Origin of the sequence: Pseudomonas taeanensis MS-3, assembly GCF_000498575.2 — a bacterium.
GTDB classification, from domain to species: domain Bacteria; phylum Pseudomonadota; class Gammaproteobacteria; order Pseudomonadales; family Pseudomonadaceae; genus Aquipseudomonas; species Aquipseudomonas taeanensis.
On record NZ_AWSQ01000006.1, the window covers coordinates 236,764 to 261,018 of the forward strand.

The 24,255-nt window shown below is 60.8% G+C and carries 23 protein-coding genes; 14 read left to right on the forward strand and 9 right to left on the reverse strand.

The window, feature by feature from the left end:
• Positions 1-124 precede the first annotated feature (124 nt).
• From TMS3_RS19005 to TMS3_RS19050, 10 genes are all read left to right on the forward strand, one after another.
• Positions 125-1,099: a KpsF/GutQ family sugar-phosphate isomerase gene (locus tag TMS3_RS19005; RefSeq protein ID WP_025166881.1), complete on the forward strand. Its 975-nt coding sequence runs from the start codon at positions 125-127 to the stop codon at positions 1,097-1,099.
• Positions 1,099-1,623 carry a KdsC family phosphatase gene (locus TMS3_RS19010; protein ID WP_025166882.1) on the forward strand — a complete coding sequence of 175 codons (525 nt, stop codon included), beginning with the start codon at positions 1,099-1,101 and terminating at the stop codon, positions 1,621-1,623. Before TMS3_RS19005 ends, TMS3_RS19010 begins: the two co-directional genes overlap by 1 nt.
• Before the next feature lie 8 nt (positions 1,624-1,631).
• Complete coding sequence (gene lptC, locus TMS3_RS19015; protein ID WP_025166883.1) at positions 1,632-2,201, forward strand: LPS export ABC transporter periplasmic protein LptC; 570 nt, start codon at positions 1,632-1,634, stop codon at positions 2,199-2,201.
• Positions 2,188-2,730 (forward strand): lipopolysaccharide transport periplasmic protein LptA, encoded by a 543-nt coding sequence (gene lptA / locus TMS3_RS19020; RefSeq protein WP_025166884.1) that lies wholly within the window; start codon positions 2,188-2,190, stop codon positions 2,728-2,730. The genes lptC and lptA overlap by 14 nt, the downstream gene beginning before the upstream one ends.
• Positions 2,731-2,732: 2 nt before the next feature.
• The gene (gene lptB, locus TMS3_RS19025) at positions 2,733-3,458 is read left to right on the forward strand and encodes an LPS export ABC transporter ATP-binding protein (RefSeq protein ID WP_025166885.1); all 726 of its coding nucleotides are present in this window, start codon (positions 2,733-2,735) and stop codon (positions 3,456-3,458) included.
• Between the two features lie 134 nt (positions 3,459-3,592).
• Positions 3,593-5,101 carry an RNA polymerase factor sigma-54 gene (locus TMS3_RS19030; RefSeq protein ID WP_025166886.1) on the forward strand — a complete coding sequence of 503 codons (1,509 nt, stop codon included), beginning with the start codon at positions 3,593-3,595 and terminating at the stop codon, positions 5,099-5,101.
• Between the two features lie 185 nt (positions 5,102-5,286).
• Complete coding sequence (gene hpf / locus TMS3_RS19035) at positions 5,287-5,595, forward strand: ribosome hibernation-promoting factor, HPF/YfiA family (protein ID WP_025166887.1); 309 nt, start codon at positions 5,287-5,289, stop codon at positions 5,593-5,595.
• Between the two features lie 15 nt (positions 5,596-5,610).
• Entirely contained in the window at positions 5,611-6,075 is a 465-nt protein-coding gene (gene ptsN / locus TMS3_RS19040) for a PTS IIA-like nitrogen regulatory protein PtsN (protein ID WP_025166888.1), read from the forward strand.
• A 236-nt stretch (positions 6,076-6,311) separates the two neighbouring features.
• Positions 6,312-7,169, forward strand: coding sequence for an RNase adapter RapZ (gene rapZ / locus TMS3_RS19045; RefSeq protein WP_025166889.1), 858 nt, complete (start codon positions 6,312-6,314; stop codon positions 7,167-7,169).
• A gap of 12 nt (positions 7,170-7,181) precedes the next feature.
• The gene (locus TMS3_RS19050; RefSeq protein WP_025166890.1) at positions 7,182-7,454 is read left to right on the forward strand and encodes an HPr family phosphocarrier protein; all 273 of its coding nucleotides are present in this window, start codon (positions 7,182-7,184) and stop codon (positions 7,452-7,454) included.
• Positions 7,455-7,522: 68 nt separating this feature from the next.
• On the opposite strand, the gene pmbA is transcribed toward TMS3_RS19050, so the two are convergent.
• Positions 7,523-8,869, reverse strand: a complete 1,347-nt coding sequence (gene pmbA / locus TMS3_RS19055) for a metalloprotease PmbA (RefSeq protein WP_025166891.1) — start codon at positions 8,867-8,869, stop codon at positions 7,523-7,525.
• Between the two features lie 251 nt (positions 8,870-9,120).
• On the opposite strand from pmbA, the gene yjgA reads away from it, so the two are divergent.
• Complete coding sequence (gene yjgA / locus TMS3_RS19060) at positions 9,121-9,639, forward strand: ribosome biogenesis factor YjgA (protein ID WP_025166892.1); 519 nt, start codon at positions 9,121-9,123, stop codon at positions 9,637-9,639.
• A 100-nt stretch (positions 9,640-9,739) separates the two neighbouring features.
• On the opposite strand, the gene tldD is transcribed toward yjgA, so the two are convergent.
• The 8 genes from tldD to mreB all read right to left on the reverse strand — a co-directional run bounded on the left by tldD (position 9,740) and on the right by mreB (position 20,755).
• Positions 9,740-11,197, reverse strand: a complete 1,458-nt coding sequence (gene tldD, locus TMS3_RS19065; RefSeq protein ID WP_025166893.1) for a metalloprotease TldD — start codon at positions 11,195-11,197, stop codon at positions 9,740-9,742.
• 2 nt (positions 11,198-11,199) lie between these two features.
• Positions 11,200-12,048 (reverse strand): carbon-nitrogen hydrolase family protein, encoded by an 849-nt coding sequence (locus TMS3_RS19070; protein ID WP_025166894.1) that lies wholly within the window; start codon positions 12,046-12,048, stop codon positions 11,200-11,202.
• A gap of 87 nt (positions 12,049-12,135) precedes the next feature.
• The gene (locus TMS3_RS19075) at positions 12,136-15,963 is read right to left on the reverse strand and encodes a YhdP family protein (protein ID WP_025166895.1); all 3,828 of its coding nucleotides are present in this window, start codon (positions 15,961-15,963) and stop codon (positions 12,136-12,138) included.
• A gap of 31 nt (positions 15,964-15,994) precedes the next feature.
• Positions 15,995-17,452 (reverse strand): ribonuclease G, encoded by a 1,458-nt coding sequence (gene rng / locus TMS3_RS19080; RefSeq protein ID WP_025166896.1) that lies wholly within the window; start codon positions 17,450-17,452, stop codon positions 15,995-15,997.
• Positions 17,453-17,538: 86 nt separating this feature from the next.
• Entirely contained in the window at positions 17,539-18,138 is a 600-nt protein-coding gene (locus TMS3_RS19085) for a Maf family protein (protein WP_029866484.1), read from the reverse strand.
• 40 nt (positions 18,139-18,178) lie between these two features.
• Entirely contained in the window at positions 18,179-18,667 is a 489-nt protein-coding gene (mreD, locus tag TMS3_RS19090; RefSeq protein ID WP_025166897.1) for a rod shape-determining protein MreD, read from the reverse strand.
• A complete protein-coding gene (gene mreC, locus TMS3_RS19095) occupies positions 18,664-19,581 on the reverse strand; it encodes a rod shape-determining protein MreC (protein ID WP_407691629.1) in 918 nt (305 codons plus the stop codon). The genes mreD and mreC overlap by 4 nt, the downstream gene beginning before the upstream one ends.
• 136 nt (positions 19,582-19,717) lie before the next feature.
• Positions 19,718-20,755 (reverse strand): rod shape-determining protein MreB, encoded by a 1,038-nt coding sequence (gene mreB / locus TMS3_RS19100; RefSeq protein WP_025166899.1) that lies wholly within the window; start codon positions 20,753-20,755, stop codon positions 19,718-19,720.
• Positions 20,756-20,994: 239 nt separating this feature from the next.
• On the opposite strand from mreB, the gene gatC reads away from it, so the two are divergent.
• From gatC to gatB, 3 genes are read left to right on the forward strand one after another with little or no spacing between them, the layout of a single operon-like run.
• Positions 20,995-21,282, forward strand: coding sequence for an Asp-tRNA(Asn)/Glu-tRNA(Gln) amidotransferase subunit GatC (gatC, locus tag TMS3_RS19105; RefSeq protein ID WP_025166900.1), 288 nt, complete (start codon positions 20,995-20,997; stop codon positions 21,280-21,282).
• Positions 21,283-21,298: 16 nt separating this feature from the next.
• Positions 21,299-22,750 carry an Asp-tRNA(Asn)/Glu-tRNA(Gln) amidotransferase subunit GatA gene (gatA, locus tag TMS3_RS19110; RefSeq protein WP_025166901.1) on the forward strand — a complete coding sequence of 484 codons (1,452 nt, stop codon included), beginning with the start codon at positions 21,299-21,301 and terminating at the stop codon, positions 22,748-22,750.
• Between the two features lie 11 nt (positions 22,751-22,761).
• Positions 22,762-24,210: an Asp-tRNA(Asn)/Glu-tRNA(Gln) amidotransferase subunit GatB gene (gene gatB / locus TMS3_RS19115; RefSeq protein ID WP_025166902.1), complete on the forward strand. Its 1,449-nt coding sequence runs from the start codon at positions 22,762-22,764 to the stop codon at positions 24,208-24,210.
• The last annotated feature ends 45 nt before the right edge of the window (positions 24,211-24,255 follow it).

Consider the following 24,255-nt stretch of genomic DNA (forward strand, 5'->3'; position numbering starts at 1 on the left):
ACAAACGCTGCCAAGTACTGCACAATTTGAGATCAATCCGGCAGTCGAGCGATTCAAAGGTGAGTGCGCGAGCCTTTACCGCTATAATCGCCGCCTTTTCATTCGGCATGCCCCTCTAAACGCTATGAGCCAGTCCCACGAGCTGATCAAGTCCGCGCACCGCACCATCCGCCTAGAGATCGAGGCGGTCGAGGAGCTATTGCAACGGATCGACACTGACTTCATCCGCGCCTGCGAGCTTATTTTGGCCAGCAAAGGCCGTGTGGTCGTGGTCGGCATGGGTAAATCCGGGCATATCGGCAACAAAATTGCCGCCACTCTGGCCAGCACAGGCACCACGGCATTCTTCGTCCACCCGGCCGAGGCCAGCCACGGCGACATGGGCATGATCACCCGCGACGACGTGGTGCTGGCGCTGTCCAACTCGGGATCAACGGCAGAAATAGTCACCCTGCTACCGCTGATCAAGCGTCTCGGCATTACCCTGATCAGCATGACCGGCAACCCGGACTCACCGCTGGCCAAAGCCGCCGAAGTCAACCTGGACGCCCGCGTCTCCCAGGAAGCCTGCCCACTCAATCTGGCGCCGACTTCCTCTACTACCGCCTCGCTGGTTCTAGGCGACGCCCTGGCTATCGCCCTGCTGGAAGCGCGCGGCTTCACCGCCGAAGACTTTGCCTTCTCCCACCCAGGCGGCGCCCTGGGTCGACGCCTGCTGCTCAAGGTCGAGAACGTGATGCACGCGGGCAAGAGCCTGCCCCAAGTGCAACGTGGCACGTCGCTACGCGAGGCCCTACTGGAAATGACCCAGAAAGGCCTGGGCATGACCGTCGTCCTGGAACAGGATGGCCGTCTCGCAGGAATATTCACCGATGGCGACCTGCGCCGCACCCTGGATCGCGGCATCGATGTGCGTCACGCGACCATCGATGAGGTGATGACCATCCACGGCAAGACCGCTCGCGCCGAAATGCTCGCCGCCGAAGCCTTGAAAATTATGGAAGACCATAAGATCAGCGGACTCGTGGTGGTCGATGACGACGACCGGCCAGTCGGCGCCTTGAATATGCACGACCTGCTACGCGCTGGAGTGATGTGATGAACCCGCAACTACAGCAACGCGCGCAAGCGATCAAACTGGCGATCTTCGATGTCGACGGTGTGCTCACCGACGGCAAACTGTATTTCCTGGTCGACGGTAGTGAGTTCAAGACGTTCAACACCCTCGATGGCCACGGCATCAAGATGCTGATCGCTTCAGGCGTACGCACCGCGATTATCAGCGGTCGCAAGACCCCGGTGGTCGAGCGCCGCGCGCAGAACCTCGGCATTCAGCACCTGTACCAGGGCCGTGAAGACAAATTAGTGGTACTCGATGAGCTTCTTGGCGAACTCGGCCTAAGCTATGAACAGGTCGCCTATTTGGGTGACGACCTGCCGGACCTGCCAGTGATACGCCGGGTTGGCCTGGGCATGGCCGTTGCCAGCGCGGACAGTTTCGTCCGCCAGCATGCCCATGGCGTAACCCAGGCGCGCGGCGGCGAAGGCGCCGCGCGGGAATTCTGCGAGCTGATCATGTGCGCCCAAGGCAGTCTTGACGCCGCTCAAGCCGCCTACCTGTAGAGCCTACTATGCTGCGTAAACTGCTGACCCCCATCCTGTTCGTCATAGCCGCCGCACTCCTGGCCGCGATTGGCTACTGGAACATCAACCCCGACAGTTTTTCGGATAGACCGACCAAGCCCGGCAGCGAAAACGCTATCGACTTCTACGTAATCAACGCCAAGACCGTGCAATACCAGGTCGACGGCAAGCTGCATTACGAGATGACCACGGACAAATTGAAGCACCTCAAGGCCACCGACATCACCCTGCTGAGCAATCCGAACCTGGATCTATATCGCGGCAGCGACTTTCCCTGGCACGTGCGCAGCGAGCGTGGCGAAGTGGCGCCGGAAGGCAAGGAAGTCGAACTCATCGACAAAGTGCGCGTCGAGCGCACCGATGCCAAGGGCCGCCCAACCATTCTCACGACCAGTCGCCTGACCGTATTCCCCGAGAAGGAATATGCGCAGACCCAGCAAGCCGTTAGAATCGACGCGGCCAATGGGGTGACCACGGCACAAGGAATGAAAGCGTACTTGAATGACGGCAGGATGCTCCTGCTGTCCAACGTAAGAGGCCAGCATGAGGTTCGTTAAAACCTTCCCCCTACTCCTCGTTTTAAGCGCCGCGCTCGGAAGCGTCAGCGCTTGGGCACTGCCATCCGATAGCGAGCAGCCCATCCGCGTACAAGCTGATAGCGCAGAGCTTGACGACAAGCAGGGCGTTGCAGTTTATCGCGGCGACGTAGTGATTACCCAAGGCACCCTGAAGATCACCGGCAACACAGTGACTATCACGCAAAATGCCCAGGGCGATATCGAAGTCTTCACCGCAGTCGGCAAACCCGCCTACTACGAACAAAAACCCTCTGCGGACAAACAGATCGTCAAGGCTTACGGGCTGACCATCCAGTATTTCGCAGCCAATGAGCGCATCGTGCTGATCGATCAAGCCAAGGTGATTCAGGAAGGCAACACCTTCGAAGGCGAGAAGATCGTCTATGACACCCAGCGCCAAATCGTCAATGCAGGTCGCGCCACCGGCACCAACGTCACCACGCCACGCCCACGCATCGACATGGTGATCCTGCCGAAGAACAAACCAGCCGAACAGCAGGCACAGTAGCAATGGCCACTTTGAAAGCCCAACACCTGGCCAAGAGCTACAAAGGTCGCCAAGTCGTCCGAGACGTCAGTCTGAGCATTGACAGCGGGCAAATCGTCGGCCTGCTCGGCCCCAACGGCGCCGGCAAAACCACCTGTTTCTACATGATTGTCGGCCTGGTACAGGCGGACCAAGGCCGTGTATTGATCGATGACAACGACGTCAGCCATCAACCGATGCATGGCCGCGCACGTGCCGGCATCGGTTACCTGCCACAGGAAGCGTCGATTTTTCGCAAGCTCAGCGTGGCCGACAACATCATGGCCATCCTCGAGACGCGCAAAGACCTCGATAGCCCTAGCCGCCGCAAGGAGCTGGAGAGCCTGCTGCAGGAGTTCCACATCAGCCATATCCGCGACAACCTGGGCATGAGTCTGTCGGGAGGCGAACGCCGTCGCGTGGAAATTGCCCGCGCCCTGGCCACCGCACCGAAATTCATTCTGCTCGACGAACCCTTTGCCGGCGTCGACCCGATTTCGGTCGGCGATATCAAGCAGATCATCCACCACCTCAAAGCCAAGGGCATCGGCGTACTGATCACCGATCATAACGTCCGCGAAACCCTGGACATTTGCGAAACCGCTTACATAGTCAATGACGGCCAGTTGATCGCCGAAGGGAATGCCGAAGTCATCCTGGCCAACCAAATGGTCAAAGAAGTCTATCTGGGACATGAGTTCCGCCTGTAATAACGGCTTTTCTCAACCGAACAGCAGCTAGCGCTAGGCAAACCACTCAAGCTCAGGCATATAATTTGCTTCCTTGTGGCGCCCAAAGCGCCCTGTAGTGGATTGCGCACAGACGCCGGTAAATAAGGTCTGCAATGAAACCATCGCTAGTCCTGAAGATGGGCCAGCAGCTGACGATGACCCCGCAGCTGCAACAGGCCATCCGCCTACTCCAACTGTCCACCCTTGATCTGCAACAGGAGATCCAGGAGGCCTTGGAGTCCAACCCGATGCTCGAACGCCAGGAAGACGGCGAAGACTTCGACAATTCGGACCCCATGGCCGACGGTGCCGAAAACCAGACCCCTACCGCTCAGCAGGAACCCGCTCAGGCGGAGACCAGCTACCAGGAAACCCCGCAGACCGTGGACAACCTGGAGGACGGTGAGTGGGGCGAGCGCATTCCTAATGAGCTGCCGGTCGACACCGCCTGGGAAGACATCTACCAAACCAGCGCCAGCAGCCTGCCGAGCAACGATGACGACGAGTGGGACTTCACCACCCGCACCTCCGCAGGTGAAAGCCTGCAGAGCCACTTGCTCTGGCAGCTCAACCTGGCATCGATGTCCGACAAGGATCGCCTGATCGGCGTCACCCTGATCGATTGCATCAACGCCCAGGGCTATCTGGAGGAGACTCTCGAGGAAGTAGTAGAAGCCTTCGACCCTGAGCTGGACATTGAACTGGACGAAGTGGAAGCCGTACTGCACCGCATCCAACAGTTCGAGCCGGCCGGCATCGCCGCCCGGGACTTGCGCGAATGCCTGCTGCTGCAACTACGTCAACTGCCAGCCAATACTGCCTGGCTGTCCGAAGCCCAGCGCTTGGCAAGCGACTATCTCGACTTGCTCGGTAGCCGCGACTTCAGCCAGCTGATGCGCCGCATGAAGCTCAAAGAGGATGAACTGCGGCAGATCATCGAGCTGATCCAGAGCCTCAACCCGCGCCCAGGCTCGCAGATCGAATCGGGCGAACCGGAATATGTGGTACCCGACGTTATCGTGCGCAAGCACAACGACCGCTGGCTGGTCGAGCTCAACCAGGAAGCCATGCCGCGCCTAAGGGTTAACGCCCAGTACGCCGGCTTCGTGCGCCGCGCCGATGCCAGTGCCGACAACACGTTCATGCGCAACCAACTGCAAGAAGCACGCTGGTTCATCAAGAGCCTGCAAAGCCGCAACGAAACCCTTATGAAAGTGGCCACCCAGATCGTCGAACACCAACGTGGCTTTCTCGACTATGGCGATGAAGCCATGAAACCCTTGGTACTGCACGATATTGCCGAGGCAGTGGGCATGCATGAATCGACCATTTCACGGGTCACTACGCAAAAATTCATGCACACCCCTCGCGGCATTTACGAGTTGAAATACTTCTTCTCCAGCCACGTCAGCACCGCAGAGGGCGGCGAGTGCTCGTCGACTGCAATCCGCGCCATTCTCAAGAAACTGGTCGCCGCGGAAAATGTAAAAAAGCCGTTGAGTGACAGCAAGATCGCTGGTTTACTGGAAGCACAGGGCATACAAGTGGCCCGCCGCACTGTCGCAAAATACCGTGAATCCCTCGGAATAGCGCCCTCCAGTGAGCGCAAGCGATTGATGTGAGGCGGCACGAACAGGAGATTGATCACAACACCCTTGCCCTCGCCCCCTTCAAAAGCAGCCATACTGCCAAGACGCGAGAGCGACAGTGCCTAGGTCAGTTTTTCGCAACAGTCTTCAGCATCAAAGTGTTCCGGCGGCAGGGCCGTTAGCCTGCCTCTTACACATGGCAACAAGGAGAAAGCGGTATGCAAGTCAACATCAGTGGACACCAGCTGGATGTGACCGACGCCCTGCGCGACTATATCGACGAGAAGCTCAGTCGATTGGAGCGCCACTTCGACAAAATCACCAATGTGCAAGTCACCATGGAGGTCGAGAAGCTCAAGCAGAAGATCGAGGCGACGTTGCACATCGCCGGCGGCGAAGTCGTCGCCAATGCTGAACATGACGACATGTATGCAGCCATCGACCTACTGACCGACAAACTCGACCGACAACTCATCAAGCACAAGGAAAAGCATCTCGACCGTCAGCAGGGTGCAATGGCTCGCTGACAGCGCCTACCTCCTATGATCCGACTTGAAAATATCCTGACCCCCGGCCGTTCCTTGGTGAATGTGCCGGGCGGCAGTAAAAAACGTGTTCTCGAACAGATTGCCAATCTGGTAGCGCGCGAGCTGCCGGACCTCAATGGTCAAGACATTTACGAGAGCCTGATTGCCCGCGAAAAGCTTGGCTCGACCGGTTTCGGTAACGGCATTGCCATCCCGCATTGTCGCCTGCCGGGCTGCGCCGCGCCGATCAGCGCCCTGCTGAGACTGAGTACAGCGGTGGATTTCGATGCCATCGACGGCGTACCCGTCGATCTGCTGTTTGTCTTGTTGGTGCCAGAGGCCGCTACCGATGAGCACCTGGAACTACTACGTCAGATCGCCAGCATGCTCGACCGAGGCGACGTGCGCGAACGTCTGCGCCAGGCCCCAGATAGCGATACCCTGTATCAGGTCGTAGTGGACGTGCAGAGCGGCCGCTAGGCAGAAACTCTGTTGAACGCAGGCCGCGAGGAGAGAGGCTTGGCTACTCGAAACAAACGGCACGTTATGCAGACCGGTAACCAGATGCCCCCTTCCCTCTGGGCGACGTATCGACTCTTGCCCTGCCTCGCAGCAGGGCTTGTCCAGAAAAATGCCACTGCCTGCATCAAACGTCTCGTCTGGCGAGCTTCGGAGTGGCAACGCGGTACCACCTGTCATCTCAGCAGAGCCTAATCATGCGTTTGATCATCGTCAGCGGCCGCTCCGGCTCCGGCAAAAGCACCGCCCTCGATGTTCTTGAAGACAACGACTTCTACTGCATCGACAACCTCCCCGCCGGGCTGCTCCCTGAGCTGGCCGAGCGCGCCCTGCTGCACACCGAACTGTTGCACCCCCAGGTGGCGGTATCGATCGATGCCCGCAACCTGCCAAGCCACCTCAAGCGCTTCCCCGAACTGCTCGACGAGGTTCGTGCTCGGCATATTCAGTGTGATGTGATTTACCTGGATGCCGACGAAGAAACCCTGCTCAAACGCTTTTCCGAAACACGTCGGCGCCACCCCCTGACCAACGAAAACCGCTCATTGGCGGAAGCCATTGCCGATGAAAGCCAATTGCTGGGACCGATCATCGACCTGGCCGACCTGAAGATAGACACCACTCATCTCAATCTGTATCAGTTGCGCGACAGCCTCAAGCTACGCCTGCTGAACCGCCCCGAACCCGGCACGGCTTTTCTGGTGGAGTCTTTCGGCTTTAAACGCGGCATGCCGGTGGATGCCGACCTGGTCTTTGATGTGCGCTGCCTGCCCAACCCTTATTGGAAACCTGATCTACGCGACTACTCAGGCCTCGACCAGCCCGTGGTCGAGTACCTGTCAGCTCAGGCCGATGTCGAGGAAATGTATCAAGACGTCTTCACTTATCTGAAGAAATGGCTGCCACGTTTCGCCGCCAGCAATCGAGCTTATGTCACAGTGGCCATCGGCTGTACTGGCGGCCACCACCGCTCGGTATACTTGGCCAACCGCCTCGGTGAGGCCCTCAAACCCATCCTGAAAAACGTCCAGATTCGCCACCGCGACCTCAGTTAAGGAATTGCCGCGATGCCCACCTGCGAAATCACCATCATCAACAAACTGGGCTTGCATGCGCGTGCTGCCGCAAAGTTTGTCGGCGTCGCAGGGCGCTTTCCTTGTCAGGTCAGGGTCGGTCGTGCGCCGGAAAGTCTGGTGGACGGCAAAAGCATCATGGCCGTGATGATGCTCGCCGCAGGCAAAGGCACACCGATTCACCTGCACACCGAAGGCGAACAGGATCATGACGCGCTCTCTGCATTGGTAGAGCTGATCAACAACCGCTTCGACGAAGGCGAATAAGCGCAGCCAGGCAAACAAAAGCGGCTAGCCGAGCCAACGGCTAGCCGCTTTTTTTTAACTCACAATGATCAGCTACCTGCCACCGTCATCCGTTCGATCAGCACCGAGCCGGTGCGGATATTGCTGCGCAGCTCCAGGTCACTGCCCACCGCTACGATTTGCTTGAACATATCGCGCAGGTTGCCGGCGATGGTCACTTCCTGCACTGGAAACTGAATCTCGCCATTCTCCACCCAGTAACCGCCGGCGCCTCGAGAATAGTCGCCGGTGACCATATTCAAGCCCTGCCCCATCAGCTCGGTGACCAACAGGCCACGACCCATACGCTTGATCAATGCCTGCTGGTCTTCCTCGCCATGGCTGACGAACAGGTTATGCACCCCGCCCGCGTTAGCCGTGCTGGGCATGCCCAGCTTGCGCCCGGAGTAGGTGCCGAGCACGTAGGACAGCAACTCGCCGCCCTCGACGAACGACTTGGCATAGGTAGCCAGACCATCGCCATCGAAAGCGGCACTGCCCAGCGCACGCGGAATATGCGGGCGTTCATCGAGTTTCATCCACTCGGGGAATAACTGCTGGCCCAAGGTACCTTCGAGAAAGGAGGACTTGCGGTACAGGTTGCCGCCGGAGATCGCCGCCAGGAAGTTGCCGAACAAACCGGTCGCCAGCTCGGCGGAAAACAGCACCGGCACCTCACAGGTCGGCACAGGACGAGCGCCCAGACGACTGACCGAACGCTGCGCGGCGCGCAGGCCAATGCTCGCGGCATCGCTCAGTAACTCGCCCTGACGATTGACGTCATACCAGTAGTCGCGCTGCATCTGCCCACCATCCTCGGCGATCATCACGCAGCTCAGGCTGTGCCGTGTACTGGCATAACCACTGACAAATCCATGGCTGTTGCCGTACACGCGGCAGCCTTGATGAGTATTCAAGGTGGTGCCATCGGCGTTCTTGATTCGCGTGTCCGCGGCAAAGGCCGCCGCCTCGCAGACCAGCGCTTGCTCGATAGCCTGCTCCGGACTGATCGCCCAGGGATGATAGAGGTCCAATTGCGGCAACTCGGTAGCCATCAGCGCGGCATCGGCCAGACCGGAACAGTCGTCCTCCGACGCATGCTTAGCAATCGCCAGCGCCGCCGCCACGGTCTCGCGAATGGCCGCCTCACCGCTGGCAGAGGTACTCGCCGAGCCCTTGCGCTGACCAACATACAGGGTGATGCCAAAGCCCTGATCACGGTTGAACTCGACTGTTTCCACTTCGCGCTGGCGCACCGTGGTGGACAGGCCCTGCTCCACCGATACTGCGACCTCACAGGCACTGGCACCCTGCTTTTTCGCCTCGGCGATGATCTGCTCGACCTGAGCCTGCAATTGCGGCACGGCCTGAGGACCGACTATTTCTACTGCACTCATAAACACTCCTAAGAATCTGTTCAGGATCTACTACGGGCCTGGGCGTGATGCTGCGTTAACGATGGCTTCTAAAGGCTCATTTACAGCCAGTCATCCCCGCTCACTCAGCCGTTTTGCCTTGCCTGACCTTTCCTCGCTTTGACCCTGATCGGATTCTAAGCATTAGAAGCCAAGCTGCGGCCTGTAAGTCCAAACGCTTGCAGCTGGAAACTTGCTGCTATCATGGCGGCGTTTTCCACTGGACCGCCCCCATGTCTGAATACCTTGACGACTTCTCCGGCGAGAAGAGTAAAACCCAGGTCAAACGCGAGCTGCACGCATTACAAGATCTGGGTCAACGCCTGACCACCTTAAAGCCCGACCTGCTGAACAAGCTACCGTTGACCGATGAGCTACGCCGCGCATTGGCCGAGGCGCCGAAGCACACCGCCAACTCCGCGAAAAAGCGCCATGTGCAGTTCATCGGCAAGCTCATGCGTGACCAGGATATCGAAGCGATCCTTACTCTGCTCGATCAGCTCGACGCCTCGACCCGCCAGTACAACGAACGTTTTCACAACCTGGAGCGCTGGCGCGACCGCCTGCTCAACGGCAACGACGAAACCCTTGAGACTTTCGTCGGTGAGTACCCGCAAGCGGATCGCCAGCACCTGCGTCAACTGATCCGCCAGGGCCAGCACGAGCTCGCGCAAAACAAAGCGCCTGCCGCCTCACGCAAGCTTTTCAAATACATCCGCGAGCTGGATGAAACCCAGCGCGGGCTGCGTTAAAAACCGCTACAGCCCTGTAGGGTGGGTTAGCCGCGCAGCGGCGTAACCCACCATAACCAGCCGCCGCTCCCGCGGCCCGCTCGGAGGGTCAAGACCCACCCTAGGCACCGGTCCCGCCCACGGTAATAGCATCGATCTTCAGGGTCGGCTGACCGACGCCCACCGGCACCGACTGGCCGTCCTTGCCACAAGTGCCAACGCCGCTGTCCAGAGCCAGGTCATTACCAACCATCGACACCCGACTCATGGCTTCGGGACCATTGCCGATCAGGGTTGCGCCCTTGACCGGCGCGGTGATCTTGCCGTCCTCAATCAAATACGCTTCGCTGGTGGAGAACACGAACTTGCCGCTGGTAATGTCGACCTGGCCACCGCCGAGATTGGCGCAGTAGATACCCCGCTTTACCGAACGGATAATTTCTTCAGGGTCGCTCTCACCCGCCAGCATGTAGGTGTTGGTCATGCGCGGCATCGGCAGGTGTGCATAAGATTCGCGCCGACCATTACCGGTACAGGCCACGCCCATCAGACGCGCGTTCAGCTTGTCCTGCATATAGCCCTTGAGTACGCCATTTTCGATCAGCGTGGTGCACTCGGTCGGCGTGCCCTCATCATCCACGCTCAACGATCCGCGGCGCTCGGCCAGAGTGCCGTCGTCGACGATGGTGCACAGGCTGGAGGCAACCATTTCACCCATGCGGCCGCTGTAGGCGGAACTGCCCTTGCGGTTGAAGTCGCCCTCCAGGCCATGCCCCACCGCCTCATGCAGCAGCACGCCGGACCAGCCAGCGCCCATCACCACCGGCATGCTACCGGCCGGCGCGGGAATCGCCTCCAGATTGACCAGCGCCTGACGCAGCGCCTCGCGGGCATAACCCATGGCGCGGCTTTCGTTGAGGCCATCTTTCGCCAGGAAATAGCGGTAATCGGTACGCCCACCACCGCCATGACCACCGCGCTCGCGCCGGCCATTCTGCTCGACGATGACACTGACATTGAAACGCACCAGCGGGCGTACATCGGCGCCCAGACTACCGTCGTTGGACGCGACCAACACCCGATCCCAGACCCCGGCAAGGCTGACCGTTACTTGCTTGATCCGCGTATCGAGGGCCCGAGTCGCCTGATCGATCTGCTTCAACAGCTCGACCTTCTCCGCCCGGCCGATCACATCCAACGGGTTATCCGGAGCATACAAGGCCGTCACGGCTGAGCTGCTGAACGCCTGTACCCGGCCCTGCTGTCCGGCGCGGGCAATCGAGCGGGCAGCGCGCGCCGCCTGGCTCAGGGCCTCAGCAGTGATGGCGTTGCTGTAAGCGAAACCGGTTTTCTCGCCGGACTGGGCGCGCACCCCAACCCCTTGGTCGAGATTGAAGCTGCCCTCTTTGACGATGCCATCCTCGAGCACCCAGGTTTCCGAGACCTGACTCTGAAAGTACAAATCGGCGGCATCGATGCCAGGGCCGACCAACTCGCCCAGCACGCTGGGCAGATGATCGATAGTCAAACCGCCCGGGCTCAACACATGCTCACTGACGGACAACAACATCTCGCTCATAACTACTCCAAACCTGGCAGCCGCGGTTCGGCCGCTGCAAAAAATCGTTTATGCCGGGCCACCGGCATACGTTGGCGGATAGCGGCTTGCTCGGCAGCGTCGCGCGCGGCCAGGAGCAGCCCTTCACCCTGTGCCTGTTCGGCCAACACCCGCCCCCAGGGATCGATGATCGCCGAGTGGCCAAAAGTCTCGCGACCACCAGGATGACAACCACCCTGGCCTGCAGCCAACAGGTAGCACTGCGTTTCAATGGCGCGAGCGCGGGTCAGCACCTGCCAATGAGCCGCACCGGTCACCGCAGTAAAGGCCGAAGGAACGCTGATCAGCTCCGCCCCCGCTTCACACAAGGCGCCATACAGCTCAGGAAAACGCAGGTCGTAGCACACCGTCAAACCCAAGCGCCCAACGGGCGTGTCGGCCACCACCAGACTATGCCCATGGGCATAGTCGTCCGACTCGCGGTAACGACCGCGACTGTCGGCGACATCCACATCGAACAGGTGCAGCTTGTCATAGCGCGCCACGCGCTCGCCCTGCTCGTCGATCAGCAGCGAACAGGCCATTGCCTTGGCATCGGGCTTGCCGTCCGGCGGCAAGGGCAAGGTGCCGGCGACTATCCATAAGCGCAAGTCACTCGCGGCCTGTTTCAACCAGGGCAAGATCGGCCCGTCACCATAGGCTTCACGGCGACCCAGTGCGGCCAGGTCACGCCGGCCCATGGCGGCGAAATTTTCCGGCAACACTGCCAGTCGTGCACCGCCCGCGGCCGCCCGTTCAAGCAGGCGGCGGGCCTGAGCCAGATTAGCCAGCACATCGTCCTGACTGACCATTTGAATCACCGCGAGGCTCATGCGTACTCCTCCTCGGGGGAGAGATGAACCACCAGCTTACAAGGCATGCCCGCCGAATGCATGGCCGTACCAGTCAATCCACGACCCTCAGCGCTGCTTTTCAAAGGGCTTGTCGAAAGTGATTTGCGGGTCATCCAAGGAACCTTTGACGTCGTATTGCACGCTGGCAAAGCGCGCCACACGATCGCCCAGCAGTTTATCCACCAGGAATAACGCCCCGCCAATCGCCGGCGCACCGACGATCAAGGCCGCCAGCGGCAGGTTGTTGGTCACCGGCAAGGTGACCAACAGCTTGGCATCGATCGACTGGTCGACCATGTTCAGGGTGCCATTCAGCTCCAGGTTGCTCGAGGGCCCAGTCAGGGCGATCGGTTTACGGGTGACGAAGACCCCGTCCGAGGCGACCAGCAGCCCCTTGACCCGGTCATAACTCAGTCCTTTACCGAGCAGGTCGGAAAAGTCCAGGCGCAGGCGGCGGCCAATCGAATTGAAGTTGAGCAGGCCAAATATCCGCAGTGCCGAAGCAGAACCCTGCACCTCGACGAACTGGCCTTTGCGCAAGGATGCATCCATGCTGCCGGAGAAACGTTTCAGGCTGACCCAGGCCGGCGAGCCCGGCCAGCGTCCATCGACATCCAGACGGAAGCTTTCGCTTGTGGCCGTTGGCGCGAAACCCCAGGCCAGCAGCACCTCAGTCAGATCCTTGCCCTGCAGGCGGCCTTTATACCAACTGCTGGATGCGCCCGGTGCGCCTTCCCAGCCGGCGTTGCCCGTCACCTGCAGCCCCTTGAGATTCAGGTTCAAGCTGCTGAACTGCAGACCACTGGCATTCGGCCGCGCCTTGAACGACCAGGCGCCCAACAGCTCTGTGCCTCGCAATACCTGGTCGATTCGCAGATCAAGAGCCGGGATTTGCCGAGGATCGACACTGGCCAACAGGTCGGGCCGGTCCTCGACCGTGGCCACCTTCGTCTCGGCTGCGGGTAACCGCAGGTATTCAAGCTCGACCGCAATTGGTGCAGCAGACGCATCAGGCAGGCCAACTCGACCTTTCAACAACTGACTGTCCAGACTCAGGGACCAGGCTCCAGATGCGCGCTGTAGCTGCACCTGGAGGTTGTCCACCGTGCTGCCAAAACCGCTGAATCGACCGATGCTTAAGCGTGCATCCTTGAACAGCTGCTGGGCATCGTCCCGCGGCACATTCGCATAGGGTTTCAGAGCTGCCTGCCAGGCGGACCAGTCCAACTCTGATACCTTGCCACGGACTCGCAGCCCTTTACCCCCCGGCAAGCTGGCCAGACCATCGGCCAAACGCAGCTCGCCTCGCCCCTCACCCGGCAGCCCAGGCGGCGCGGCAAACGACAAGCTAGCCAGATCGGCGTACTCCAACCAGTAACGCCGCTCGCTCCCGCCCAGGCTCATGCGCCAGTCGGCATAACGCTGCTCATCCGCACGCTTACCAAAGGGCGCCGGCAACTCGACAGCCAGACCCTCGAGACTGGAGTCCACCCGCAGCAGGCTGTCGTCACCATCGAGGGTCAGGCGCAGGCGATAGGGTAAGGTGCCGGCCAAAGGCAGCGGCTGGGTGACGCCCAGCCAGTCAGTCAGGTTGTTCAGGGGTACCTGACCACGCGCTTCTATCAGGCTGCGCGGGCGGCCATTGGCGCCTTCGGCAACCGCCTTGCCGCGTACCGCATGACCCAGCACCTGGGCACGAATATCCGGCGCACTCAAACCACTGGCAGTGTTGTAACGAAAAGCGCCGCGCAGCTGACTCAGCTCTAGCACCGGGGTACTCAGCTTGAGCTGCGCGCCCTCGGTGGCGAAATCCACCAGCACATCCGGAGTCTGCCCTTTGCGCAAGGGTAGATCGAGCGTGAGCGAGCCGCTCAGCGGCCCCTTGCCCTGCCAGCCGGCGAACGTCTCGGCCGTGCCCATGGGCGCCTCCTGGAGAATTGTCAAGGCATCGCCCACGCTGCTCTGGATCTCGGCAGTCAACTGCAAGCGCGGTGCCTGCCCCTCAGCGGCATGCGGAATATCGGCGCGAACGCTGCTCACTCGACTGTTCAGCAAACGCCCCTGGCTTACCCGTACCCGGACGCCACTGTCCTCGATGAACACGTCACCCTGCGCCTCGCGCAATGCTGGCCAACCTGGCTGGAAAGCCAACTCGGCATCCTTGACGGCGAAGAACAGGCTGAGGCTGCGCGCCGCATCGCTGGCGCCCGTGTTCAATGAGCCCTGATACTGGAAGTAGCCCTCATCGACCTTGCCGCTATTAATCGCGACCTTGAGCCATCGAGCCAACTCTGCACTCATACCCGGCGCACGAGTTGGCAGGTATTTCTCGGTATAACGGGCGTCGCCTTCACGCAGGCCGACACGCAGATCCATGTAGTCTTCCGCTTCGGCATCGTGCAGCAGGCGAATGAGGAAATCGCCTGCGATCCTGCCCTCTTCGCCGACCACCTGCAAATACGGGCTGCGCAGGGTGAAACCCTGCTCATCCAGCCGCCAGGTCAGGCGCGCATTAGCCTGCTGATACAACCAGGGTTTGGGAAACAACGTGGTCAGGTGCAGGGAAAAGTTTTCCGTGGCAAGCCGCAGCTCACCCTCACCCAGGTCGCCACTGAGGCTGCCCGTGACATTCTCCACCGCTGGCGACGCGTGATAGGCGGCAAAGCCAATACGCTCGAGATTGACGGCAAACTGCAGGCGTTTTGCGCCCTCCACCTGAGGTCGGTAGTCCAGCGTCATATTGCGCAGGGCACCGTGCGGTTGCAGGCTACTGAGGAGCTGCATGCCGCTGTCAGGCAAGGGTGCCAAGCCTTCGATCAATGGCAATAACGGCGCCAGGTCGAGCCGATCGGCACTCACCAGCCATTGCTCTTCAACTTCCTGGCTACCCGGCTGCTGGCGCAGACTCAACTGCACCTCCCCCCAGCGCTTGTCGCCCTGGCTCAGGGCCAGGTCATCCAACAACAGCTCGAAACCCTGCTTCTTACGGGTGAAATAGGCGCTCACCGCCACGTCTTGCAGCTGCACCGCTTCACGCTGGGCATAAGCGGCCGACACCTGAGGCGCATGCAAGCGACTGACTGCACGCTGCACGGCACCCTCGGCCCAGGACAACCAGACTTCACCGCCGGCCTCCAGCTGCTCCAGGCGCCAGGCGCGCGTCAGGCTCGGCGGCAGCCAACGCGCCCAGTCACTTTGCGGCAGGCTCAGGTACAGTTCGGCAGATGAATTCCGCCAGTTCTCGGTCGACAGTCGCGTGCGCAGCTGCAACGCCACAGGCTGGCCATCCGGCAGCAACAGACGCGCATCCAAACGCTGGCGCCGGGCCCCATTACCCAGCGTCAGATTGACATAGGTGAAGGTTTGCGCCGGGTGTCCATGGGCCTCCAGGGTCACCTGACTGTTGAGCAGCGACAGTCGGCTGACCGCTTGCAGCTGAGTCAGCATCTGCCGCGGATCGACGCCCCCCACCTCACTCCGCTGCGGCAGGCCTTTGAGCGTCCAGGCCCCCTGCGGATCTTGCAGTACGCTGAGCTGCACGCCATCCAGCTCGAGCTGGGCCAGCCGCGGCTGGCCAGTCAACAGACTGGCCAGCATATCCGGCACTACGCGTATCTGATCCAGGCGCAGCGCACTGGGGCCTTCGCCCACCAGTACATCGTGGGCGATCAGCACGGGGGCAAAGCCTTGCCAGTGACCTTCCAGCCGACCTATTTCGAGCGACATGCCCAACGCTGCGCGGGCCTTGTCTTCGGCTTCCAGGCGATATTCGGCAACCAGCGGCACCAGCTGACGGCCGAGGCTGACATACAGCGCCGCCAGCATCAAAACCAGGGCACAGAAACCCAGGCCCCAGCGAATCGAAGCGAAGAACCAGCGGGCCAAACGCTCCACTCAGTTCATGCCCCGAAACAGCACGGCCAGATCACAGCAGGACCACATCGTATTGCTCCTGGGAGTACATGGTCTCGACCTGAAATTTGATGGTACGACCGATAAAAGCCTCCAGATCGGCGACATTGCCCGACTCTTCGTCGAGCAGACGGTCCACCACCTTCTGATTGGCCAGCACTCGGTAACCTTCGGCCTGATAGGCACGGGCCTCGCGGAGAATTTCGCGAAAGATGTCATAGCAAATGGTTTCCGGCGTCTTCAGCTTGCCACGACCCTGGCAGCAGACACACGGTTCACACAATATCTGTTCCAGGCTCTCGCGCGTGCGCTTGCGGGTCATCTGCACCAGGCCCAGCTCGGTAATACCGATGATGTTGGTCTTGGCGTGGTCGCGCTCCAGTTGCTTTTCCAGGGTGCGCAACACTTGCCGCTGGTGCTCTTCATCTTCCATGTCGATGAAGTCGATGATGATGATGCCGCCGAGGTTACGCAGACGCAGCTGGCGGGCGATGGCCGTGGCAGCCTCCAGGTTGGTCTTGAAAATGGTTTCCTCGAGGGTGCGGTGGCCGACGAAGGCGCCAGTGTTGACGTCGATGGTGGACATCGCTTCGGCGGGGTCGATGATCAGGTAACCGCCCGACTTCAGCGGCACTTTGCGCTCCAGGGCTTTCTGAATTTCGTCCTCAACGCCATACAAATCAAAAACCGGCCGCTCGCCCGGGTAATGCTCCAGACGGCCGGCAATTTCCGGCATCAGTTCGGCGCCAAACTGGGTGATCTTCTGGAAGGTTTCCCGCGAGTCGACGCGGATCTTCTCGGTACGCAAGCTGACCAGATCACGCAGGGTGCGCAAGGCCAGGCTGAGGTCCTCATAGATCACCGAGGGTGCCGGCGCGGCCTGGATTTGTCCGCCAATCTGCTCCCACAGGCGGCGCAGGTAGCGAATATCGATGAGAATCTCCTCGGCACCGGCACCATCTGCGGCGGTGCGCAGGATGAAGCCGCCGGCCTCCTCGATACCTTCGGCTTCGACGCAATCGGCAACGACCTGCTTGAGCCGCTCGCGCTCGCCTTCGTCTTCGATCCTCAGCGAGATGCCAACGTGGCTGGTGCGTGGCATGTACACCAGGTAGCGCGAGGGAATCGACAGCTGGGTGGTCAGCCGCGCGCCCTTGCTGCCAATCGGGTCCTTGGTGACCTGTACCACCAGCGCCTGCCCTTCATGCACCAGGGCGCTGATGCTTTCCACCGCACTGCCCTCACGGCTGGAAATTTCCGAGGCGTGGATAAACGCCGCGCGCTCAAGGCCGATATCGACGAACGCCGCCTGCATGCCCGGCAGGACGCGCACCACTTTGCCTTTATAGATATTGCCGACGATGCCGCGCCGCTGTGTGCGCTCGACATGCACTTCCTGCAGCACGCCGTTTTCCACCACCGCCACGCGCGACTCCATCGGCGTGATATTGATCAGAATCTCTTCACTCATGCGGCCATCTCTTCTCAGGTGAAGCTGAAAGCTGGGGAAGCGCAGCGCTCAGCCCGCGCCGTCGCTCACTCGCCGCTTGCAACCTCTTAACTGTGGACCGGCAGCGACTGCCAGCACGGAATAGCGAATTCTGCGAGCAGTTCAGCCGTTTCGCACAGGGGTAAGCCCACCACCGCCGAATAACTGCCCTGCAACTGGCTGACGAATATCGCCGCCAGGCCTTGAATAGCATAACTGCCGGCTTTGTCCTGCGGTTCGCCACTAGCCCAATAAGCCTCTATCTCGCCGCGCGACAGCGCACGGAAGGTCACCTGGCTGGAGACCACCCGTACCGCCAAGCGCGCGCGTGATGCCAACGCCACCGCCGTCAGCACCTGGTGCTCGCGACCGGCCAATGCTGTCAGGGTAGCAAGGGCCTCTTCGCGATCAGCAGGTTTACCGAGAATGCGCCCATCGAGCACCACCGCGGTATCGGCTCCCAACACCACGACCTCTTGCGGACTGTCCAGCGAGCCCAGGCCGGCCAAGGCTTTAGCGCGCGCCAGGCGCTCGACATAGGCACTGGGCAGTTCATCTGGCAGCGGGCTTTCATCGATGGGAACACTGAGCTGGATGAAGGGCACACCAATTTGCGTCAACAACTCACGTCGACGCGGCGACCCCGAAGCCAGATAGAGCGTGGCCATGCAGACTTCTCCCTGTTAGGTACGGCAAGACCAGACCCGCTTAATTGACGCTGAGACGCTGATGCACGCCTCGCAAGATCGCATAGACCCACGGCCACAACAGCGCACTGACCAGGGCCGGCAAGACAAACTCCAAGGTCGGCGGGCGACTGCCGGTCAAGGCATTGAGCCACAGTTGCACCAGTTGGGCCAAGCCGAACACCACCAGCAGCACCATGCTCTGTTGCCACAGCGGGAACATGCGCAAGCGCTGATGCAGGTTCAGCACCAAGAAGGTGATCAGGGTCAGGATCAAGGCATTCTGCCCCAGCAGAGAACCGTTGAGTACGTCGGCCAGCAGGCCGAAGCACCAGGCAGTGGCCATGCCTACGCGATGTGGCACGGCCAACGTCCAATAGGTCAGGAACAGCGCCAGCCAGAGCGGGCGACCAATCTCCATGAACTTGGGCAAAGACGCCACACTGAGCAATAACGCCAAGGCGAGACTGAGCCAGATCACCCACACATTGCGCGCACGTACAGCGATCATTGCCGGGGCTCCTGATCAGTGGCTGGAGCGGGCCGCGGGGACGCGACTGCGCCGCCGGGTGACACCTCCGGCTGCGCCCGCTCCTGGCGATCCACCGCTTCCTGAGCCTCGGCCGACTCGGTCGCACGCTGCTCCGGCGTACGCGGATCGGTAAACACCAGAAGCATGTAGCGGCTGCGATTCAAATTAGCGGTCGGAGTGGCCCGAACGATAGCAAAAGGCTGACCAGAGTCGTGAATCACTTCAGTCACAGTGGCCACCGGGTAGCCCGTCGGAAAGCGCTGACCGAGCCCGGAGCTGACCAACAGGTCGCCTTCTTTGATATCCGCGGTATCGGCCACATGGCGCAATTCCAGACGCTCCGGGTTACCGGTGCCGCTGGCGATAGCGCGCAGGCCGTTACGATTGACCTGCACCGGAATGCTGTGGGTGATATCGGTCAGCAGCAACACCCGCGAGGTGTAGGGCATGACCTCGACCACTTGTCCCATCAGACCGCGCGCGTCGAGGATCGGCTGGCCGAGCAGCACCCCGTCTTTCTCGCCCTTGTCGATCAGGATGCGATGAGTGAACGGGTTGGGGTCGATACCGATCAGCTCGGTGGCCAAGACCTCGTCATCGACCAGCGCCGAGGAATTGAGCAGCTCGCGCAAGCGCACATTCTGCTCGGTCAGCGCCGCGAGCCGCTGCAGGCGACGCTGCATCATTAGCCCTTCGGCCTTGAGCTTTTCGTTTTCGGCGGCCAGCTCACTGCGCGAGCTGAGTTGCTCGTTGGCGTTTTGCCACAGGGTGACGGGCAAGCGTCCCAACCAGTAGACCGGCTCGACGATCAGACCCAACTGATTGCGCAACGGCTGCAACGCCGAGAAGCGTGCATCCACCACCATCAGCGCGACCGAGAGCACGGCAAGCACCAACAGGCGTACGCCGAGCGAAGGACCTTTGGCAAATAGGGGTTTGATCGGCGGCTCCTCACGGCTTCAAGCATCACGCAAAAAAGCTGCAAGCGAGTGGTAACCGGCTTGCAGCTTGGGACTTGGAGCAGATGACTTATTCCGTGGACAGCAGATCCATGGTGTGACGATCCATCATGTCCAGGGCCTTGCCGCCGCCACGGGCGACGCAGGTCAGCGGGTCTTCGGCAACGATCACTGGCAGGCCGGTTTCCTGGGCCAGCAGCTTGTCCAGGTCCCGCAGCAAGGCGCCGCCGCCGGTCAGCACCAGTCCGCGCTCGGCGATGTCCGACGCCAGCTCGGGAGGCGACTGCTCCAGCGCACTCTTGACCGCCTGGACGATGGTCGCCAAAGACTCCTGCAGAGCTTCCAGCACTTCGTTGGAATTCAGAGTGAAACTGCGTGGCACACCTTCGGCCAGGTTACGTCCACGCACGTCAACTTCGCGGACTTCACCACCCGGGTAGGCAGTGCCGATTTCCTGCTTGATCCGCTCGGCAGTGGCTTCGCCGATCAAGCTGCCGTAGTTGCGGCGCACGTAAGTGATGATGGACTCGTCGAAACGATCACCGCCCACCCGTACCGATTCGGCATAGACCACACCGTTCAGGGAAATCAGCGCAATTTCCGTAGTACCGCCGCCGATATCGACGACCATCGAACCACGCGCTTCTTCCACCGGCAAACCGGCACCAATGGCGGCGGCCATCGGCTCTTCTATCAGGAACACTTCACGCGCACCGGCACCGATGGCCGACTCGCGGATGGCACGACGCTCCACCTGAGTGGACTTGCAAGGCACGCAGATCAACACGCGCGGGCTCGGCTGTAGAAAGCTGTTTTCGTGCACTTTATTGATGAAATACTGCAGCATCTTCTCGCAGACGCTGAAGTCGGCGATCACGCCATCCTTCATTGGGCGGATGGCAGCAATATTGCCTGGAGTACGCCCGAGCATACGCTTGGCTTCGGTGCCGACCGCCACAACGCTCTTCTGGTTGCCATGTGTGCGGATAGCAACCACGGATGGCTCATTCAGCACAATGCCGCGCTCGCGGACATAAATAAGGGTATTGGCAGTGCCCAGGTCAATTGACAAATCGCTGGAAAACATGCCACGCAGTTTTTTGAACATGGGATAGGGACCCTAGGCAACGCGTGGGTAAAAAAGTGCGGCAAACTCTAACAACGGCAGGGATTTTGAGCAAGGCACCAATATGTTAGATTGCCTGTTTTTCCGGGCTTCTGGGCCCATCATCGCGGCCTTAGACTGCCAATTCATGGCATACGTTCCTTGCATATTTCATGCACGGCGACCCAGCTCACATTTCCACTGGCAGCCTTACATCGACTGCCTTCCATATGGAGAACCTAATGGCGCTTGAACGCTCCGAGGTGGAAAAAATCGCCCATCTGGCCCGACTGGGCCTGAATGAAGGCGATATTCCACGTACCACCGAGACTCTCAACAACATTCTCGGCCTGATCGATCAGATGCAAGCGGTCGACACCAGCGGCATCGAACCACTGGCCCACCCGCTGGAAGCCACTCAGCGCCTGCGCGCCGATGCAGTCACCGAAGAAAACCGTCGCGCCGCCTATCAGGCCATCGCACCCGCGGTGGAAAACGGCCTGTACCTGGTTCCGAAAGTCATCGAGTAAGGGAAAGAGCCTAGCCATGCATCAATTGAACCTGGCCGAGATCGCCCGCGGACTCGCCGACAAGCAATTTTCGTCCGAAGAACTGACCCGCAGCCTGCTGGCGCGCATTCAGCAACTCGACCCGCAACTGAACAGCTTCATCACCGTGACCGAAGAACTGGCCCTGGCGCAGGCCAAGGCGGCCGATGCTCGCCGCAGTGCTGGCGAAAACGCCCCCCTGCTCGGCGCACCGATAGCGCACAAGGACCTGTTCTGCACTGAAGGCGTACTGACCAGCTGCGGCTCGAAGATCCTTAGCGGCTTCAAAGCGCCCTATAACGCCACCGTGGTCGAAAAGCTCGCCGCTGCCGGCACCGTGACCCTGGGCAAGCTGAACATGGACGAATTTGCCATGGGCTCGGCAAACGAATCCAGCCACTACGGCCCGGTGAAGAACCCCTGGGACCTGACCCGCGTCCCTGGCGGCTCTTCCGGTGGTTCGGCTGCCGCGGTAGCTGCACGCCTGCTGCCAGCCGCCACCGGCACCGACACCGGCGGTTCGATCCGCCAGCCAGCGGCGCTGACCAACCTCACCGGAATCAAGCCGACCTACGGCCGCGTTTCGCGCTGGGGCATGATCGCCTACGCCTCCAGCCTTGATCAGGGCGGCCCCCTGGCGCGCACCGCCGAGGACTGCGCACTGATGCTGCAGGCCATGGCCGGCTTCGACGCCAAGGACTCGACCAGCGTCGAGCAGCCAGTGGACGACTACCTCGCAGCCCTGACGCAACCACTCAAAGGCATGCGCATCGGCCTGCCGAAGGAGTACTTCGGCGCGGGACTCGATGCCCGTATCGCCGACGCCACGCTGGCCGTGGTCGAAGAACTGAAGAAGCTCGGCGCCACGGTCAAAGACATCAGCCTGCCGAACATGCAGCACGCGATTCCGGCCTACTACGTGATCGCCCCGGCCGAGGCCAGCTCCAACCTGTCGCGCTTCGATGGCGTGCGCTTCGGCTACCGCTGCGAGAACCCGGCCAACCTCGAAGACCTGTACAAGCGCTCGCGCGGCGAAGGTTTCGGTGCGGAAGTGAAGCGTCGCATCATGGTTGGCACCTACGCGCTGTCCGCCGGTTACTACGACGCCTACTACCTGAAGGCGCAGAAGATCCGTCGGCTGATCAAGAATGACTTCGTCAGCGCCTTCAACGAGGTCGACGTGATCCTCGGCCCGACCACGCCGAACCTGGCCTGGAAGCTGGGCGAAAAGAGCGACGACCCGGTCGCCGCCTACCTGGAAGACATCTACACCATCACCGCCAACCTCGCCGGCATTCCCGGCCTGTCGATGCCGGCCGGTTTCGTCGACGGCCTGCCGGTGGGCGTGCAGTTGCTCGCGCCGTACTTTCAGGAAGGTCGCCTGCTCAACGTGGCGCACCAATATCAACAAGTCACTGATTGGCACACTCGTGCGCCAGCCGGATTCTGAGGACGATTCACATGCAATGGGAAACCGTGATCGGGCTGGAAATCCACGCACAGCTCAGCACCCAATCGAAGATCTTCTCCGCCAGCGCCATCGCCTTCGGCGCCGAGCCGAATACCCAGGCCAGCCTGATTGACCTCGGCATGCCTGGCACCTTGCCGGTGCTCAACGCCGAAGCGGTGCGCATGGCCTGCAAGTTCGGCCTGGCGATCGATGCCGAAATCGCCGGCAAGAACATCTTTGCGCGCAAGAACTACTTCTACCCGGACCTGCCCAAGGGCTACCAGACCAGCCAGATGGATGACCCCATCGTCGGCAAGGGTTTCCTCGACATCACCCTGGAAGACGGCAGCCAGAAGCGCATCGGCATCACCCGTGCGCACCTGGAAGAAGACGCCGGCAAGAGCCTGCACGAAGACTTCCACGGCATGAGCGGCATCGACCTCAACCGCGCCGGCACGCCGCTGCTGGAGATCGTCTCCGAACCGGACATCCGCAGCGCCAAGGAAGCGGTAGCCTACGTCAAGGCGATCCACGCCCTGGTGCGGTATCTGGGCATCTGCGACGGCAACATGGCCGAAGGCTCGCTGCGCTGCGACTGCAACGTCTCGGTACGCCCGGTCGGTCAGGCCGAATACGGCACCCGCGCCGAGATCAAGAACGTCAACTCGTTCCGTTTTATCGAGAAGGCGATCAATCATGAGGTGCAGCGGCAGATCGAGCTGATCGAGGACGGCGGCAAGGTGGTGCAGGAAACTCGCCTGTACGACCCGAACAAGGACCAGACCCGCTCCATGCGCAGCAAGGAAGAAGCCAACGATTACCGCTACTTCCCCTGCCCCGACCTGCTGCCGGTGATAATCGAGCAGAGCTTCCTCGACGAGGTACGCGCCAGCCTGCCGGAATTGCCGGTGCAGAAACGCGCACGCTTCGAGGCCGAGTTCGGCCTGTCCGCCTATGACGCCGACGTGCTGGCAAGCAGCCGCGAGCTGGCCGACTACTTCGAGGCGGTCAACAGCGTGTGCGGCGACGCCAAGCTGGCCGCTAACTGGGTGATGGGCGAGCTGTCCAGCCTGCTCAACAAGGACAATCTGGAGATCCAGCAATCGCCGGTCTCCGCCGCGCAACTGGGCGGGATGATCCAGCGCATCAAGGACAACACCATCAGCGGCAAGATCGCCAAGATGGTCTTTGAAGCCCTGGCCACTGGCGAAGGTGCAACGGCTGACGAGGTGATCGAGAAGAAGGGCCTCAAGCAGGTCACCGATTCTGGCGCCATCGAGAAGATGCTCGATGAAGTGCTGGCGGCCAACGCCGAGCAGGTCGAACAGTACCGCGCCAGCGATGAAGCCAAGCGCGGCAAGATGTTCGGCTTTTTCGTCGGTCAGGCCATGCGCGCCTCCAAGGGCAAGGCCAACCCGGGGCAAGTGAACGAATTGCTGAAAAAGAAACTCGAAGGCTAAGCCTTTTACCATGACCAGCGCCGGGCTTGCCCGGCGTTGTTTTAT

Excerpts from the sequence above, each read along its gene's own strand:
- lptA (WP_025166884.1), top strand. The coding sequence starts at position 2,188 with ATGAGGTTCGTTAAAACCTTCCCCCTACTCCTCGTTTTAAGCGCCGCG.
- TMS3_RS19030 (WP_025166886.1), top strand. The coding sequence starts at position 3,593 with ATGAAACCATCGCTAGTCCTGAAGATGGGCCAGCAGCTGACGATGACC.
- gatC (WP_025166900.1), top strand. The coding sequence starts at position 20,995 with ATGGCGCTTGAACGCTCCGAGGTGGAAAAAATCGCCCATCTGGCCCGA.
- tldD (WP_025166893.1), bottom strand. The coding sequence starts at position 11,197 with ATGAGCGAGATGTTGTTGTCCGTCAGTGAGCATGTGTTGAGCCCGGGC.
- TMS3_RS19085 (WP_029866484.1), bottom strand. The coding sequence starts at position 18,138 with ATGGCCACGCTCTATCTGGCTTCGGGGTCGCCGCGTCGACGTGAGTTG.
- mreB (WP_025166899.1), bottom strand. The coding sequence starts at position 20,755 with ATGTTCAAAAAACTGCGTGGCATGTTTTCCAGCGATTTGTCAATTGAC.
- TMS3_RS19050 (WP_025166890.1), top strand. The coding sequence starts at position 7,182 with ATGCCCACCTGCGAAATCACCATCATCAACAAACTGGGCTTGCATGCG.
- lptB (WP_025166885.1), top strand. The coding sequence starts at position 2,733 with ATGGCCACTTTGAAAGCCCAACACCTGGCCAAGAGCTACAAAGGTCGC.
- ptsN (WP_025166888.1), top strand. The coding sequence starts at position 5,611 with ATGATCCGACTTGAAAATATCCTGACCCCCGGCCGTTCCTTGGTGAAT.
- TMS3_RS19070 (WP_025166894.1), bottom strand. The coding sequence starts at position 12,048 with ATGAGCCTCGCGGTGATTCAAATGGTCAGTCAGGACGATGTGCTGGCT.
- rapZ (WP_025166889.1), top strand. The coding sequence starts at position 6,312 with ATGCGTTTGATCATCGTCAGCGGCCGCTCCGGCTCCGGCAAAAGCACC.
- mreD (WP_025166897.1), bottom strand. The coding sequence starts at position 18,667 with ATGATCGCTGTACGTGCGCGCAATGTGTGGGTGATCTGGCTCAGTCTC.
- gatB (WP_025166902.1), top strand. The coding sequence starts at position 22,762 with ATGCAATGGGAAACCGTGATCGGGCTGGAAATCCACGCACAGCTCAGC.
- TMS3_RS19005 (WP_025166881.1), top strand. The coding sequence starts at position 125 with ATGAGCCAGTCCCACGAGCTGATCAAGTCCGCGCACCGCACCATCCGC.
- rng (WP_025166896.1), bottom strand. The coding sequence starts at position 17,452 with ATGAGTGAAGAGATTCTGATCAATATCACGCCGATGGAGTCGCGCGTG.
- lptC (WP_025166883.1), top strand. The coding sequence starts at position 1,632 with ATGCTGCGTAAACTGCTGACCCCCATCCTGTTCGTCATAGCCGCCGCA.
- yjgA (WP_025166892.1), top strand. The coding sequence starts at position 9,121 with ATGTCTGAATACCTTGACGACTTCTCCGGCGAGAAGAGTAAAACCCAG.
- TMS3_RS19010 (WP_025166882.1), top strand. The coding sequence starts at position 1,099 with ATGAACCCGCAACTACAGCAACGCGCGCAAGCGATCAAACTGGCGATC.
- hpf (WP_025166887.1), top strand. The coding sequence starts at position 5,287 with ATGCAAGTCAACATCAGTGGACACCAGCTGGATGTGACCGACGCCCTG.
- pmbA (WP_025166891.1), bottom strand. The coding sequence starts at position 8,869 with ATGAGTGCAGTAGAAATAGTCGGTCCTCAGGCCGTGCCGCAATTGCAG.
- gatA (WP_025166901.1), top strand. The coding sequence starts at position 21,299 with ATGCATCAATTGAACCTGGCCGAGATCGCCCGCGGACTCGCCGACAAG.